Source organism: Streptomyces sp. NPDC059201 (assembly GCF_042754585.1).
GTDB lineage: Bacteria > Actinomycetota > Actinomycetes > Streptomycetales > Streptomycetaceae > Streptomyces.
In genome coordinates this window covers 221,263-237,419 of sequence record NZ_JBHZBB010000005.1, presented here as the reverse complement: position 1 = coordinate 237,419, position 16,157 = coordinate 221,263, and the positions used below count along the sequence as shown (strand labels likewise).

Annotated in this window: 12 protein-coding genes; 1 reads left to right on the top strand and 11 read right to left on the bottom strand. The window is 71.1% G+C overall.

Annotated features, from left to right (window positions below):
* Window positions 1-3: 3 nt before the first annotated feature.
* Both ACFXMG_RS19120 and ACFXMG_RS19115 read right to left on the bottom strand, forming a co-directional pair.
* Window positions 4-951, bottom strand: a complete 948-nt coding sequence (locus ACFXMG_RS19120; protein ID WP_383830033.1) for a hypothetical protein — start codon at window positions 949-951, stop codon at window positions 4-6.
* Entirely contained in the window at window positions 951-2,759 is a 1,809-nt protein-coding gene (locus tag ACFXMG_RS19115) for a stealth family protein (protein ID WP_383830036.1), read from the bottom strand. The genes ACFXMG_RS19120 and ACFXMG_RS19115 overlap by 1 nt, the downstream gene beginning before the upstream one ends.
* Window positions 2,760-3,211: 452 nt before the next feature.
* On the opposite strand from ACFXMG_RS19115, the gene ACFXMG_RS19110 reads away from it, so the two are divergent.
* On the top strand, window positions 3,212-4,294 hold the full coding sequence (locus ACFXMG_RS19110) for an LCP family protein (protein ID WP_383830039.1): 1,083 nt from the start codon (window positions 3,212-3,214) through the stop codon (window positions 4,292-4,294).
* A gap of 89 nt (window positions 4,295-4,383) precedes the next feature.
* Here the strand turns inward: ACFXMG_RS19110 and ACFXMG_RS19105 are convergent, their stop codons facing one another.
* The 9 genes from ACFXMG_RS19105 to ACFXMG_RS19065 form a co-directional block, all read right to left on the bottom strand.
* Entirely contained in the window at window positions 4,384-5,469 is a 1,086-nt protein-coding gene (locus ACFXMG_RS19105; protein WP_383819328.1) for a hypothetical protein, read from the bottom strand.
* Window positions 5,470-5,562: 93 nt separating this feature from the next.
* Window positions 5,563-7,077: an amino acid permease gene (locus ACFXMG_RS19100; RefSeq protein WP_383819327.1), complete on the bottom strand. Its 1,515-nt coding sequence runs from the start codon at window positions 7,075-7,077 to the stop codon at window positions 5,563-5,565.
* Window positions 7,078-7,254: 177 nt separating this feature from the next.
* Complete coding sequence (gene dxs, locus ACFXMG_RS19095) at window positions 7,255-9,174, bottom strand: 1-deoxy-D-xylulose-5-phosphate synthase (RefSeq protein WP_383819325.1); 1,920 nt, start codon at window positions 9,172-9,174, stop codon at window positions 7,255-7,257.
* A gap of 246 nt (window positions 9,175-9,420) precedes the next feature.
* Window positions 9,421-10,731, bottom strand: a complete 1,311-nt coding sequence (locus ACFXMG_RS19090) for a sugar ABC transporter permease (protein ID WP_383819324.1) — start codon at window positions 10,729-10,731, stop codon at window positions 9,421-9,423.
* Window positions 10,728-11,507, bottom strand: coding sequence for an ATP-binding cassette domain-containing protein (locus ACFXMG_RS19085; RefSeq protein WP_383819323.1), 780 nt, complete (start codon window positions 11,505-11,507; stop codon window positions 10,728-10,730). Before ACFXMG_RS19085 ends, ACFXMG_RS19090 begins: the two co-directional genes overlap by 4 nt.
* 238 nt (window positions 11,508-11,745) lie before the next feature.
* Entirely contained in the window at window positions 11,746-12,810 is a 1,065-nt protein-coding gene (locus ACFXMG_RS19080; RefSeq protein WP_383819321.1) for a sugar ABC transporter substrate-binding protein, read from the bottom strand.
* 122 nt (window positions 12,811-12,932) lie between these two features.
* A complete protein-coding gene (locus ACFXMG_RS19075; protein WP_384338862.1) occupies window positions 12,933-14,144 on the bottom strand; it encodes an ROK family protein in 1,212 nt (403 codons plus the stop codon).
* A 148-nt stretch (window positions 14,145-14,292) separates the two neighbouring features.
* Complete coding sequence (locus ACFXMG_RS19070) at window positions 14,293-15,228, bottom strand: carbohydrate ABC transporter permease (protein WP_383819319.1); 936 nt, start codon at window positions 15,226-15,228, stop codon at window positions 14,293-14,295.
* Complete coding sequence (locus tag ACFXMG_RS19065; RefSeq protein ID WP_383819318.1) at window positions 15,228-16,157, bottom strand: carbohydrate ABC transporter permease; 930 nt, start codon at window positions 16,155-16,157, stop codon at window positions 15,228-15,230. Before ACFXMG_RS19065 ends, ACFXMG_RS19070 begins: the two co-directional genes overlap by 1 nt.

The window sequence follows — 16,157 nt, the reverse complement described above, 5'->3', positions numbered from 1 at the left end:
TCCTCAGGCCGTCTCTTCGACGCGACGGCAGGTGAACCGGAGGTTCCCGGCGGGGGTGTAGCGGGGCTCGACCGCCATCAGGGAGTCCTTCCGCGCGGCCACCACGACCGCGCGCATGGCGAGCACCCGCTGGGGGTCGCTGAGGTCGTGCAGCAGCCGGGCGACCCGGTACGGGCTCCGCTCCCCCGAGTGCACCAGGACGTCCCAGTGCTCGCGCCGGCCGGACCGCGGGTACATGCCGGCCAGCGGCGCCTCGGCCTGCCACAGGCCCGGCTCCGTCTCGGTGAGCGCGCAGCGGATCCGGCGCCCGGAGGCGACGAACTCGCACCACGGGTCCTCGGCGGGCAGCCCGACCAACCGCAGCCGCACGTCGATCCGGGCGTGCTCGATGTGGACGTCCACCACCTCGGCGCCGGGGCGGGCCGGGGCCCGCCGCAGCCGGGCGCTGCCGGTGAGCGTGCGGCCCACCCGGTAGCGGTCGCCGCTGATCGGAGACGCCCCCATGGGCCGGGTGGTGCCCCGGTACGTGTGCGGGGCCTCGACCATCAGCAGCGGGTAGGAGCGCGACCTGCGGCCGGTGCGGACGCCGAGCCGCAGCCGGGTGGCCCCGGTCGGCACCGGCACCCCGCCGGTCTCGGTGCCGAGCAGGACGGCCGCGTCGACGAGGACCCGGCCGGCGCGGTCGGTGTGGACCCGGGCGGGCGCGCGGTGCGGCGACCGGCCGGAGCCGAGGAGCAGTTCGGCGCTGTCCGCCGCGCGGGCCGCCGGGGGCAGTTCCACGTGCAGGTTCATGGTCTGGCCGTCGAGCACGGCGGCGTACAGCACCCGGGCGGAGCGGCGGCCGCGCAGCGGCAGGAAGACACCGCGCATCAGCCGGGTGCGCAGCGGCGCGGCGATCCGGCGCACGGCGGCGCGGCGCGCCCGGCCGAGGCGCCTTCGTATGGAGCCCATCAGTCGGCACATCCCAGGTCGTCGGTCAGTCGGCGGGTCGGGAGCCCCACGGCGTCCGTGCGCTCGTACGGGCTCGGCACCGGGAAGTAGTCGTCGAGGAAGCGCCGCACCATCCGCTCCTGCGCGTCGCGGTCCTCGGGCACGACGGTGTCGTTGATGCAGAAGGTGTCGAAGTCGCGGCGGGCGCCGAGCCGGTCGAGGCGCTGCTGGGCCGCCCGGTCGCCGATGTCGACGTACACGTACCGGAGGTCGCCGACGGTGGCGCGGGCCGAGTGGTAGGCGAAGTAGTGGTGCAGCGAGGAGGCGATCGGCACGTCCTGCGGCGAGCGGAAGCGGGCGTGCTGGGTGGTGTGGTGGGCGCGGGCGTAGGTGTGCTCGATCTCGGCGAGGACGCTGCGGCGCAGGGCGTGCGGGGTGTGCTTCATCTTCTGCGAGACGAAGGTGCCGAACTGCTGGGCGATCAGGCCGCGGCTGTTCTTGCCGGCGGCGTTGACCGGGAGGTCGTCGGGGAGGGCGCGGCCGGTCGGGATGAGCGCCTTGGACATGAAGAACTTGCTGAGTCCGTTGGCGTGGAAGAAGCTGCCGAGCGTGGTCGGGCGGCCGAAGAACACGTCGTCGTTGAGGTAGAGGAAGTGCTCCGACAGGTCGGGGATGTGGTGCAGCTGGCTCTCGATCGCGTGCGAGTTGAAGGTCGGCAGCGCGGCCGGGTCGGAGAAGATCTCGCGGTGGTCGACGACCCGGAGGCCGGGGTGGTCCTGGTCGAGCCAGCCGGGCACCTGGCCGGCCGTGACCAGGAAGACGTTCCGCACCCAGGGCGCGTACTGGTGGATCGAGCGCAGTGAGTAGCGCAGCTCGTCGCGACTGGTGAAGCGGGCGTCGTTGGCGGCCTGCTCGTGCAGGGCGGGGCCGCCGGCCGTTTCGAGGCCGAGGAGGCGGCGGGTGGACTCCTTGGTGCCGCGCCACACGGGGTCGTCGGAGTCGACCCAGGTGTAGACGACGTCCACCGGGAAGCCGTGGTCCTCGGGCAGCTGGGCGGTGAACTCGGGCAGGGTGCGGGCCCGGCCGGTGGTGTACTGCGGCGGGACCCGGCTGAAGAGGGTCTGCGGCGCCTCGACCGTGCGCGGCTCCGCGGGCGCCTCGGTCACCACGCGGTTGGGGCGGGGGGCGATCAGCTCGCCGTCCGTCTCGTCCCAGAACTCCAGGTCGCAGCCGGCTCCGGCGCCGAAGACCAGCCGGCCGGTCGGGTCGCACACGACCCAGGTGATCCGCACGACCGGCGCGGAGCGCAGCCGGCGCCAGGTGGCCGGGTGGGCGCCCGGGCGCAGGACGGCGCCGGCGGCGGGGGTCCCCGCGTAGCAGGGCTCCTGGCCGCAGGCGTGCGCGAGGAGGTCCTCGACCTCGGCGCGGAGCCGGGCGGGGACGGCGACGGCGGGCAGGCCCTTGGGGGTGCCGCGGACGCAGAAGTAGTCGATGCCGGCGTCCTCCAGGAGGCCGACGAGGAGGTGCAGGTTGCGGGCCCGGGCCGCCCACTCGGTGATGCCGGGGATCTCCAGGGCGCGCAGGTGCCGGCCGCCGTCCTGGACGACCCTGACGACGCCGCGCTCGCCGTCGGTTCCGCCCCTGCGGCCACCGAGGGCCCGGGTGATCATCGCGGAGCGGGCGGAGTCGACGCCGGCCAGGGTGCGCGCCACCGACTGGCGGAAGGGCTGCGGGATGCCGGCCACGATGCGGCGCCGGGCGCGTACCGGGACGAGGTTCCGGTACGCGGAGACGAGCGCGCTGGATTCGGGGTTGCGGGAGGTCGCCACCGTGTTCAACCCACCATTTCCACACCACACGCGTGCGGCACACGCGCCCGTGAGCACGTATGTGCCCGGTTCCGAATACCCGGACTCGTCGTTGAACTCCGGCCCCCCGAAGTGTCCGGACCGACTGGGGTCCGGAAGGCGACGGCCCCGTGGTGTCGCCACACGGAGGCCGTTCGCACCGGATCTTCACATCGGAGACAGGTGTCGTACAACTTATGGCGGGCTTATTCGACCTGCTGTTACGCAGCTGAGATGTGAACGGTGCCCCTATGTCCGGTTGGTCACCGAAGGTCCCGCGCGGCGCCTGAGGCGGTCACCCCGAGTCGTACACCCGTCCGACCTTCTGCCTATACTCCACGCTCAATCAGCGGGCCGCCGTGCCCGCGCCCGGAGACGCGGATGCCACCGAGCACCCCGGGCGGGTCACCAGAATTGCGAGGACGTCGCGCACGATGAGCCAGGACATACGCACGCCCGAGGCCGTCGGCGGACCCCGCGACGCCGGCTCCCGGCCGCCCCGCAAGCGCCTCAGGACCGGCCGGATCGTCCTGGTGACGCTGCTCGTCCTGCTCCTCGCCGCGGGTGGCGCGCTGTACTGGGCGTACAGCAGCCTCGACGGCAACATCAAGGGCGTCGACATCGAGAAGGCGCTGGGTGACGACCGGCCCGAGAAGCTGCCCACCAGCGGCCAGAACCTGCTCATCCTCGGCTCCGACTCGCGCTCCGGCGACAACGGCGACCTGGTCGGCGGCGCCGTCGGCGGCGGGCGCGCGGACACCACGCTCGTCGTCCACATCCCCGAGGGCCGCACCCAGGCCGTCGCCGTCAGCATCCCCCGCGACACCCTGGTCACCCGGCCCGAGTGCGCCCGCCGCGACGGCTCCACCGCCGGTTCCGAGCGCCGCGTGATGTTCAACTCCGTGTACGCGCAGTACGGCCCCGCCTGCGTGGTCAAGACCGTGGAGTCGATGTCCGGCGTCCGCCTCGACCACTTCGTGGAGATCGACTTCGCCGGCTTCAAGGACCTGGTCGACACCATCGGCGGCGTCACCGTCGACGTGAAGGAGCCGATCGAGGACTCCCACAGCGGACTCCACCTCGCCGCCGGCCCGCAGAAGCTCGACGGCACCCAGTCGCTCGCCTTCGTCCGGACCCGCCACGGCGTCGGCGACGGCTCCGACCTGGGCCGCATCTCCCTCCAGCAGCAGTTCCTCACCGCGCTGCTCACCGAGGTCAAGAACCAGGACCTGCTGAGCAGCCCCGCCAAGAGCTACAAGATCGCCGACTCGGCGACCAAGGCGCTCACCACGGACTCCGCGCTGGCCTCGCTCACCGCGCTCAGCGAGTTCGGCCGCAGCCTCAACGGCGTCGACCCGCAGAACATGGAGACGATCATGCTGCCGGTCGCGTACGACAAGCAGGACCCGAACCGGGTGGTCGCCGCCGAACCGAACGCCTCCCGGCTGTGGAAGGCGATCCGCGAGGACGCCGAGATCCCGGAGTCCGCGAAGAAGTCCCCCGCGACCGGCGGCTGACCGCCACCGCCCACGGTACGAAAGTGCCCCGGCCCCCATGAGGGGGGCCGGGGCACTTTCGTACCGTCAGGGACCGGCGGGCGGCCGGATCACAGACGCGTCCAGGGGGCCAGGGCCAGGCCCGGCTCCTCCTTCTGGCGGGTGACGACCACTCCGCCGTCGGCGGCGAGGGCGGCCACCGCCGCGGCGCCGTCGGTGTCGGCGGTGAGGGTCGGGGGGCCGAGGACGGGGGGGCCGGAGGGGGTCCAGTGGAGGCCGGTGTCCTCGCGCTCGGTGAGGTAGGCCGCCAGGGCGGCGCCGCCCTGGTCGTCGCACTGGGCGAGCAGGGTGCAGTCGTAGCCGTCGATCCGGCAGAGCGCGGCGGTGAGGGGCCCGCCGCCCACGGCGGAGGCGAACGGCGTGGGGTCCAGACCGCGGGCCGGGGACCAGGCGCAGAGCTGCCCGGAGCCGTCCGCGTAGTACGCCGTGACGTGCCCGGAGGGGCCGGTCACCGCGGTGAGCGTGCCCGGGACGACGGTGGCGTCCACCACCGGCTCGACGACCGGGCGGGCGCCCGGCTCCTTCTGCGTGTACCGCAGCAGCCCCCGGTCGTTGGCCGTGTACAGCTCGACCAGGCCGTCGCCGTTCACCGCCGCCACCGGGTTCCGGTCCGTGCGGCCGCCCTTCAGGTCCCACCAGGGGTGCCAGCCGCCGGCGTCCTTCTGGACCCGGGCGCTGACGCCGCCGCCGCGGTTGCGGACGAAGACGTGGGCGCGGCCCTTGCCGTCGACGGCGAGGGCCGGGTTGCCGTGCCACTCCGCCCGCCCGTTGGCGTTGCCGATGGTCTTCCACTCGACGTTGGGCCGGCCTGTCTGGAACTGGACGCTGTGCACCAGCTCGACATGGCGCTCCCCCGCCTCCGCGCCCGTGTCGGTGGCCCGGAAGCCCACCAGGTGCACATAGCGGTCGGGGCCCTGCGCGGCCGCCAGGAAGGGCAGCAGACCGCCGCCGCCGAGCTTGTCGGGACCGGTGAACCGCCGGTCGGGACCCTCGGTCCAGCGGAACACCTCGCCGTCCCGGGGGACGTACACGCTGAAGCGTCCCTCGGCGCCCCGGGCCAGCCAGCCGCCGTGCATGCCGGGGGCGCTCGGGGAGGCGTGGGTGGGGTCTGCGGGGGCCTGGGATGGGTTCACCATGGGGGGATCCAGCGCTCCGGGTCGAGTGGGGGTCGGTTCGCACCGACTGTATCCGCCCGACCCGGCCGCCCACCCCGCGCCCATGGGTTCCGGTCAGGAGCGCAGGCTCTCGCCCTCCCGGCCCAACCGGCTGTGTCCGCGCCCGTACGCGAAGTACACGACGACGCCGATCGCCATCCAGACCGCGAAGCGGAACCAGGTCTCGCCCGGCAGGTTGAGCATCAGCCACAGCGAGGCGGCGATCGAGATGATCGGCAGCGCCGGCACCCACGGGGTCCGGAAGGCGCGGTGCAGGTCGGGGCGGGTGCGGCGGAGCACGATGACCCCGGCGGCCACCATCACGAAGGCGAAGAGGGTGCCGATGTTCACCAGCGTCGCCAGCTCGTTGATGCTGGTGAAACCGGCCACGACGGCGATGACCACGCCGAGCAGGATGGTCGGCCGGTACGGCGTCCTGAACTTGGGGTGCGTCTTCGAGAAGAAGCGGGGCAGCAGTCCGTCGCGGCTCATCGCGAAGAAGACGCGGGTCTGACCGAGCAGCAGGATCAGACAGACCGTGGTGAGGCCGACGGCCGCGCCGAAGCTGATCACGCCCGCGTAGAAGGGATGGCCGGCGGCTTTGAACGCGTCGGCGAGCGGGGCGCTCACGGACAGCTCGGTGTAGTGCTGCATGCCGGTGACGACCAGGGCGACCGCCACGTACAGCACCGTGCAGATGAGCAGCGAGCCGAGGATGCCGCGGGGCATGTCCCGCTGCGGCAGCTTGGTCTCCTCGGCGGCGGTGGCGACCACGTCGAAGCCGATGAAGGCGAAGAAGACGATGGAGGCGGCGGTGAAGATGCCCATGACGCCGAAGTTGGTGGGCTCGTACCCGAAGAGGAGCTGGACGAGCGGCGCCGTCCAGTTGTCGCCGCCGCCCTCGGGGGTGACGGCGGGCGGGATGAACGGGTCGTAGTTGTCGCCGACGATGAAGAACAGGCCCGCGACGATCACGATCATGACGACGGTGACCTTGATCGCCACCACCAGGGCGGTGATCCGGGCGGAGAGCTTCATGCCGAGGACGAGGATCACGGTCAGCACCAGGACCAGTAGGAAGGCCAGGATGTCGAAGGTGCCGCCCGGCGCGTCAGGTCCTTCGAGGGACGCGGGTAGGTGCCAGCCGATGTTGTCCATCAGCGAGCGCACGTACCCGGACCAGCCGACCGCCACCACCGCCGTGCCCAGCGCGAACTCCAGGACCAGGTCCCAGCCGATGATCCAGGCCGGCAGCTCGCCGATGGAGGCGTAGGCGAAGGTGTACGCCGATCCCGCCACCGGCACCGTCGAGGCGAACTCGGCGTAGCAGAGGGCGGCCAGGGCGCAGACGATGCCGGCCGCGACGAAGGCGAGGGCCGTGGCCGGGCCCGCGTTCTCCTTCGCGACCTTGCCGGTCAGGACGAAGATGCCGGTGCCGATGATGACACCGACGCCGAAGACCGTGAGGTCCCAGGCGGAGAGGGATTTGCGGAGCGCGTGCTCCGGTTCCTCGGTGTCCCTGATCGACTGCTCGACCGACTTGGTCCGGAAGACTCCGGAAGCCCGTGGGGGGCGCTGGTCCGTGCTCACCGTCGTACCTCCGCGTCGTCCGTGACGTCGGGTCCCGGGACCCCGTGGACGGGGGTCGAGAGGACGCTGCCCGCAGTGAGGCCAGAATGCACGCGAAAGGGCCGGTCGGCACCCGGGAGGGTGAACCGACCGGCCCAATGGTGACGCTGAGTGATCGCCTCGTGAGAGTGGGGCGGATCAGTCGCGGGCGGGCTCCACGGCCTGCCGCGCGGTCTCGTACCGTCCGTCGAGACGCGAGACCAGGCCGGTGACCTGGCGCGCGATGTCGGGGGCGGTGAGCCCGATCTCGGCCATGACCTCGCCGCGGGAGGCGTGGTCGAGGAAGACCGGCGGGATGCCGAAGTCGCGCAGCGGTACGTCGACGCCGGCGTCGCGCAGCGCCTGGGCGACGGCCGAGCCGACGCCGCCGACGCGGCTGTTGTCCTCGACGGTGACGACGACCCGGTGGTCGGCGGCGAGCGGGGCGAGGGCCTCGTCGACCGGCTTGACCCAGCGGGGGTCGACCACGGTGGTGGAGATGCCCTGCTTGTCGAGGAGGTCGGCGATGTCCAGGCACATCGGGGCGAGCGCGCCGACCGAGACCAGGAGGACGTCGGGCCGGTCGCTGCCGGCCTCGCGGAGCACGTCCATGCCGCCGACCCGGCCCACGGCGGGGACGGCGGGGCCGACCGCGCCCTTGGAGAAGCGGACCACGGTGGGGGCGTCGGTGACCTCGACGGCCTCGCGGAGCTGCGCGCGGACCTGGTCGGCGTCGCGCGGGGCGGCGAGCCGCAGACCGGGCACGACCTGGAGGATCGACATGTCCCACATGCCGTTGTGGGAGGCGCCGTCGGTGCCGGTGACGCCGGCCCGGTCCAAGACGAAGGTGACGCCGCACTTGTGCAGGGCCACGTCCATCAGGACCTGGTCGAAGGCGCGGTTGAGGAAGGTCGCGTAGACCGCGAAGACCGGGTGGAGGCCACCGGTGGCGAGGCCGGCCGCGGAGACGGCGGCGTGCTGCTCGGCGATGCCGACGTCGAAGACGCGCTCCGGGAACTCCTTGGCGAAGCGGTCGAGGCCGACGGGCTGGAGCATCGCGGCGGTGATCGCCACGAGGTCCTCGCGCTCCTTGCCGAGCGCGACCATCTCCTCGCCGAAGACGCTGGTCCAGTCGGCGCCGGAGGTGGCGATCGGGAGACCGGTGTCGGGGTGGATCTTGCCGACGGCGTGGAAGCGGTCGGCCTCGTCCTGGAGGGCGGGCTGGTAGCCGCGGCCCTTCTCGGTGAGGCAGTGGACGATCACCGGGCCGCCGAAGCGCTTGGCGCGGGTGAGGGCGGACTCCAGGGCCTCGATGTCGTGCCCGTCGATGGGGCCGACGTACTTGAGGCCCAGGTCCTCGAACATGCCCTGGGGGGCGATGAAGTCCTTGAGGCCCTTCTTGGCGCCGTGCAGGGTCTCGTAGAGCGGCTTCCCGACGACCGGGGTGCGCTCCAGGATGTCCTTGCCGCGGGCGAGGAAGCGCTCGTAGCCGTCCGTGGTGCGCAGGGTGGCCAGGTGGTCCGCGAGGCCGCCGATGGTGGGCGCGTACGAGCGCTCGTTGTCGTTGACGACGATGACGAGCGGGCGGTCCTTGGCGGCGGCGATGTTGTTGAGCGCCTCCCAGGCCATGCCGCCGGTGAGGGCCCCGTCGCCGATGACGGCGACGACGTGGTCGTCCTTCCTCAGGATCTGGTTGGCCTTGGCGAGGCCGTCGGCCCAGCCGAGGACGGTCGAGGCGTGCGAGTTCTCGATCACGTCGTGCTCGGACTCCGCCTGCGAGGGGTAGCCGGAGAGGCCGCCCTTCATCTTGAGCTTGGAGAAGTCCTGGCGGCCGGTGAGGAGCTTGTGCACGTAGCTCTGGTGGCCGGTGTCCCAGAGGACCTTGTCCTTCGGGGAGTCGAAGACGCGGTGCAGGGCGATGGTCAGTTCGACGACGCCGAGGTTGGGGCCGAGGTGTCCGCCGGTCTTGGAGACGGCGTCGACGAGGAAGGTCCTGACCTCCGCGGCCAGCTGGTCCAGCTGTTCCGGGGAGAGCCGGTCCAGGTCGCGCGGTGTCCTGATACGGGTCAGCAGGGCCACCCGTGCCTCCTTGCGTTCTGAGCTGGTCGAGCTTGCCGATTTTGCCGAGTCTAATGTTCCGTCTTGGATCGTGGGCATCGGGCCAGCCGGAGCGGCATCACCCTCATGGGGGACGTACTGCTCCGGACGCGACGGTGCCCGGCACCGGTTCACCGGTGCCGGGCCATGTGGCGCGTCTTACTCGCGGCCGCTGCCCGCGGCCTCAGCCGCGGCGCTGCCCACGGCGTGTCACACGCGTCACCCGCGTCACGCCCGTCCCGCGGACTTCTGGGTCTTGCGGGAGACGGAGTCGATGATCACGGCGATGAGGAGCACCGAGCCGGTGATCATGTACTGGATGGCGTTGGACTCCAGGTTGAGCTGGTTGAGGCCCTGGACGATCGACTGGAGCACCAGGATGCCCAGAAGCGCCGACCAGACCTTGCCGCGCCCACCGAAGAGGGACGTGCCGCCGATGACCGCGGCGGCGATGCACATCATGAGCTGGTTGCCGCCGCCGAGGGAGCGGTCGGCGCCGCCGGTGGCGGAGGCCAGGAAGAGGCCGCCGACGGCGCCCAGGGTGCCGGAGATCATGAAGACGGAGGTGCGGATCCAGGCGACGTTGATGCCGGCCCGGCGGGCCGCCTCGATGCCGCCGCCGACCGCGAAGACCTGCCGGCCGTAGGTGGTGCGGCGCAGCACGAAGTCGGTGACCAGCAGGATCACCAGGAAGATCACCAGGGAGAGGGGCAGGCCCTTCTCCTGGTTGAAGCCGTACGCCGCGACGAGGACGAGGACCGCGAGGACGCCGGTGCGCAGCAGGATCTCGCTGTGCGGGCGGCTGGGCAGCTCGGCGGCCTTGCGGCGGCGGGAGTCGCGCAGCTGGGCGAGGTAGAAGGCGGCGATCACGACCGCGGCGAGGCCGTAGGCGGCGGCGACGTCGGCGAAGTAGAACTTGGTGAGGTCGCCGACGAAGCTGCCGATCGGGGTGGGGATGGTGGAGCGCTCGCCCATCACCCAGGTCTGGAGGCCGGCCCAGCCGAGGAAGCCGGCGAGGGTGACGACGAAGGCGGGGACGCCGATCTTGGCGAAGACCAGGCCGTGGAAGGCGCCGAGGAGGGTGCCGGAGAGGATGCCGAGGAGGATCGCGAGGGAGTCCGGCATGTCGGTGGCGAGGACGCCCCAGACGGAGCCCGCGAGGCCGGCGACGGAGCCGACGGCGAGGTCGATCTCGCCGAGCAGCAGCACGAAGACGATGCCGACGGCCATGATGCCGGGGCCGGCCGCGTACAGGGTGATCTGGTCGAGGTTGTACGAGGTGATGAAGTTGCCGGTCAGCGCCTGGAAGACGATGCCGATGACGATGAGGCCGACGACGACCGGGAGGGAGCCGATCTCGCCGGAGCGGATCTTGCGCCGGAACTCGTCGGCGTAGCCCTTGAAGCCCTGCTCGCGGACGAGGAGGCGGGGGTCGACGGCGGGGACGGCGGCGGCGGCCGGGGTCTCGGCGGCGGCGTCCTCGGAGGTACGGGGCTCGGGCACGGGCGCCTCGTCGGTCGCCTTCGGGGTCGTGCTCACTGGGCTACCTCCGCGGTGCGGGCCTGCCGGCGGGTCACGGCGTTGTCCGTGGCGCCGGTGATCGCGGCGATGATCTCTTCGTGCGTGGTGGTGGCGACCGGGAAGGTGCCGTTGTTGCGGCCGAGCCGGAGGACGGCGACGGTGTCGGCGACGGCCTTCACGTCGGCCATGTTGTGGCTGATGAGGATGACGCCGAGGCCCTGCTCGCGCAGCCGCTCGACGAGGTCGAGGACCTGGGCGGTCTGCTCGACGCCGAGGGCGGCGGTGGGCTCGTCCAGGATCACGATCTTGGGGTCGCCGACCAGGGCGCGGGCGATCGCGACGACCTGCCGCTGGCCGCCGGAGAGGGCGGCGACGGGGATGCGGACGCTGGGGATGCGGATGGACAGCGTCGAGAGGAGGTCCTTGGCGCGCTTCTCCATGGCGACCTCGTCGAGGACGCCGCCCTTCTTGAGCTCGCGGCCGAGGAAGAGGTTGGCGACGACGTCGAGGTTGTCGCAGAGGGCGAGGTCCTGGTAGACGGTGGCCACGCCGAGGCTCTGGGAGTCCTGCGGGCGGGAGATCTCGACCGGGCGGCCCTCCCACTCGATGGCGCCCTCGTCGATCGGGTGAACACCGGCGATCGTCTTGACCAGGGTGGACTTTCCGGCGCCGTTGTCGCCGACCAGGGCGACGACTTCGCCCGCGTGGACTTCGAGGTCGACACCGGAGAGGACCTGGACCGCTCCGAATCGCTTGAAGATCCCGCGCAACGCCAGGACAGGCGTCTGGGACACGTGAACCAACTCCTTCGCCGCCCGTGGACGGGAGCGGCGGCATGTCGCGCCGTACGGCGCCGAGTTCGAGGGGGGCTGTGCTCGTCCGGCCCCGGACCGACAGCGGGGTCTGGGTCGGCCGGGGCCGGACGGCGTAGAGGGGGCGGAGCCGCGTCACGGGGGTGGGCGCGTTCCGCGTCCGGCCGGATCTGACGCTCCGGCGGGAGGGGGCGGGGCCGGTGGAACCGGCCCCTGGGGCTTACTTGATGCCCAGCTCGGCGCACTGGGCGGCGAGGTCCGCGGAGCAGATGTCGGCGGCGGCGTAGATGCCGTCCTTGACGACCGTGGACTGGATGTTGGTCTTGTCGACGACCACCGGGGCGAAGAGGGTGGACTTCACGCCGTCGGTCTCGCCCTGAGCGCCGAGCTCCTTGCCCTTGAGCAGGTTGACCGCGAACTTGGCGGCCTCGGGGGCCAGCTGGAGCGGCGACTTGTAGATGGTGAAGGTCTGGGTGCCGGCGACGATCCGCTGGATGCCCGCGACCTCGGCGTCCTGGCCGCCGACCGGGATGCCCTTGATGCCGGCGTTCTCCAGGGAGGTGACGATGCCGCCCGCCATGCCGTCGTTGGCGGAGTAGACGGCGCCGATCTTGTCCTTGCCGACGGAGGAGATGGCGGCGGCCATCTTCTCGCCCGCGATCTTCGGGTCCCACTCGCCGGACGCCTCGTAGGCGATCTTGCCGACCTTGCCGTCGAGGGCGGTGTGGGCGCCCTTCTTGAACAGACCGGCGTTCGGGTCCTTCTCGTCGCCGTTGATCATGACGATCTGGGCGGTGGCGGCCTTGGCGCCGAGGTCGGCGAGCAGGGCCTGGCCCTGGAGCTCGCCGACCTTGTTGTTGTCGTGGCTGACGTAGGCGTCCGCGCCCTCGATCGCGCGGTCGTACGCGACGACCTTGACGCCCTTGCCCTGCGCCTCCTTGACCCAGCCGGCGGCCTTGGCGGCGTCGACCGAGCCGAGCGCGATGACCTTCACGCCGTCGGCGATCAGCTGGTCGAACTGCTGCTTCTGCTTCACGACGTCGGAGACGGCGTTGTTGTAGACGACCTCGCAGTCGCCGCAGGCGTCCTTGACGGCCTTCTCGAACTGCGGCTTGTCCAGCGCCTCGTACCGGGCGGTCTTGTTCTCCGGCAGGAGCAGACCGATCTTCGTCGAGCTGCCCTTGTCCTCGCTGTCGCCGCCGCCGGCCTGGCCGCACGCGGAGAGGGCGAGGGCCATGGAGACCGCGGCCGTGCCTATGACGACGCGACGGGTCATTGCGTTCATGTGGGGTTGCCTCCCTGACGAGGCCGCAGCGCTGCGGCCGAGGTGCCACGAAGTCAACTCGGCCGCAACACCGTCGTCAAGAAGTGAAAACTTAACGAGATGACAACGGTGGTTATTGTTTTCTAAGTGAAGGCGGGCACGGAGGCCGGAGCGGCCGTCGGCAGCGAACTCTCCAACAGGGTCGAATCGCCCATCTCGCTCAGCACCAGGGCCAGCGCGCCCAGCACCTCGGCCCGGCCCCCAAGCGCCCCCTGCACAAGGGAGAGCTGGCGAGCGGCGCTCGGGATGGCGTACCGGCCGACCGAATCCCGGATCGGGGCGAGCACCAGCTCCCCCGCCTCCGCGAGATCGCCGCCGAGCACGACCCGGCTCGGGTTCAAGAGATTGCAAAGGTTGGCGATACCGCTGCCGATGTGGCGGCCCACGTCCGCGATGACCCGCCGGCAGCCCGGGTCGCCCTCGCGGGCCAGCTGCACCACCCGCTCCATCGTGAGGTCGGGCCCATGGCTCGGCTGGAGCAGCGGCAGCACGTACCGGGCGGCGGTGAAGGTCTCCAGGCAGCCGCGGTTGCCGCAGCGGCAGACCGGGCCCGACTCGTCGAGCGTGATGTGGCCGATCTCGCCGGCCGTGCCGCCCGGACCCCGGTAGACCCGCCCGTCGATCACCAGACCGGCGCCGACACCGCTCGCCACCTTGATGTACGCCAGGTCCTTGACGCCCCGGCCGCTCCCCCACACCAGCTCGCCGAGGGCGCCGAGATTGGCGTCGTTGTCGACGTGGACGGGGACGCCGAGCCGGCCGGACAGCTCCTCGGCGGGGTTGATCCCGCTCCAGCCCGGCAGGATCGAGGTCGAGCCGAGCGTCCCGGAGGAGACGTCGATGGGGCCGGGGACGCCGAGGCCGACGCCGATCACCTTGTCCCGGCCGATGCCGGTGGCCTCGATCAGGCGGTTGACCAGCTGTTCCGCCCGGTCGAAGCCCTCCGCGGCGGAGGCGTCCACGTCGAGCGGCTCGGCCTCCTCCGCGAGCACCTGGTGGGCGAGGTTGCCGACCGCGACCCGCAGGTGGGTGTGGCCGAAGTCGACGCCGATGACGATGCCGGCGTCGCCGGAGAGCGAGACGCTGCGGGCCCGCCGGCCGCCCGCCGAGGTGGGGGTCACCTCGACCGTGCCGCCGTCCTTGAGCTCCCGCACGATGTTGGAGACCGTCGCGGCGGACAGTCCCGTCGCCCGCGCGATCTCCGCCTGGGTCAGCGAACCGGCCATCCGGACCGCCCGGACGACCCGCTCGAGATTGGCCCTGTGCAGAGACGTCTGCGACCCCGGAGTCTCCATCGACTCTCTCACTCCCACCGTTTTCTCCAACATGTGAACTCTAAGGGGACGCTTTCGCCTTCACTCCCGTCAAGACCCGGAACACGCGAAGGCCCCCGCACGCGGGAGCGTGCGGGGGCCTTCGGAGCGGTACGGAAGCGGGGGCGCGCTACTTCACGGCGCCGGCGGTGAGACCGGCCACCACCTGCCGCTGGAAGAGGATGTACGCGGCGAGCACCGGCAGCATCGCCATCACCAGTCCGGCGAAGAGCCCGGACCAGTCGCCCTTGTAGCCCTGGCTGACCGCGAGCTGCACCAGGCCCTGCGAGAGGACCTTGTCGTCGGGATCGCTGTTGAGCACGGTCGGCAGCAGGTACTGGTTCCACTGCCCCAGGAAGTTGAAGATGCCGACGCTGATCAGGCCGGGCCGGGCCATCGGCAGCATCACCTGGAAGAACGTACGGGTGTGCGAGGCCCCGTCGATGAACGCCGCCTCCGCCACCGAGGTCGGCAGCGTCCGGAAGAAGGCGGTCAGGAAGAAGACGGTGAAGGGCAGCGAGTACGCGATGTAGACCAGGATCAGGCCGTGCAGGGTGTTCAGCAGGGCCATGTTCTGCATGACGTAGAAGAGCGGCACCAGCGCCAGGATGATCGGGAAGCTCATCCCTCCGATGAAGAGGAAGTAGAGGAAGCGGTTCCCGGGGAACTCGAAGCGGGCCAGCACGTACGCCGCCATCGAGCCGAACAGCAGGGTGCCGACGAGCGAGCCGCCGACCACCACGATCGTGTTCAGGAAGTACTCGCTCATGTGCGCCTGGGTCCAGGCGCGCGACCAGTTCTCGAAGTGGAGCGCGTCCGGCAGCGACCACGGGGAGGTGAAGATCGCCCGGTCGGTCTTGAAGGAGGTCATCACCGCCCAGAGCAGCGGCATCACCACCATGATCGCCCAGACGATCAGGACGCCGTGCGAGAAGACGTTGAGGACGCCGCCCTCGCCGCGCTTCTCCTTCACGGGGGCCGCGGCCTTCCGGACCTCCAGGGCCTGGCCGGCACGGGGGGCGGGGATCTGCGCGCCGCCGGTCGGCGGGGTGTCGGTGGTCTTCATCAGAACTCCAGCCGCTCGCGCCGGCCCAGCTTCATCACGACCGCGGCGAACGCGAGCGTGACGAGGAGGAGCGCGACACCGATGGTCGTGGCGTAGGCGGCCTGACCGTCCCGGAACGCCTTCTGGTACACGTACAGCGGCATGACGATGGTCGAGTAGTCCGGCCCGCCGCCGCTGGGGCCGACGGTCATGATCTGCACCACCGCGAAGGACTCCGCGCCGAGCGCGAGGATGCCCATGTAGATCCACCCGGACTGCACGGTGTCCCAGAGCAGCGGCAGGGTGATCTTGAAGAACGTGGTGAAACGGTTGGCGCCGTCGAGCAGCGCGGCCTCGTAGAAATCGCGCGGAATGGACGCCATGCCCGCCGAGAACAGCACCACGAAGAACCCGACCGTGGACCAGACGAGAACCACCATCACGCAGATGAGGGCGAGCTTCGGATCACCGAGCCAGTCCGGCTGGATGCTGCCCAGTCCGATCACCTTGAGGAACGAATTGATCGCCCCGCTGTTCGGGTTGTACGCGAACTGGAAGAGCAGCGCCACGATCACGATCGACAGCACCTGCGGGAAGAAATAAACGATCTTGTAGAACGAGGAGCCGCGGACGCCCGCGATCGCCGCTCCCTTCCGCCGTTTACCGCCCACATTCAGCATGAACGCCAGGAAGAGGGCGAATCCGACCGTCACCAGCGGAAGCACGACGGCGAAGGTCAGGCTGTGCTGGAGCGACTTCCAGAAGATCTCGTCCTCGAACAGCCTGGTGTAGTTGGCGAGCCCGACGAACCCGAATTCGGGACTCAGTCCCGTCCAGTCCGTGAGCGAGTAGTAGATGGACTGGATGAACGGCCAGATGACGAAGAGCGCGTACAGCGCCAGGGGTGCGGCCAGGAACCCCACGATGAAACGGTACTTGCCGTGCTGCAT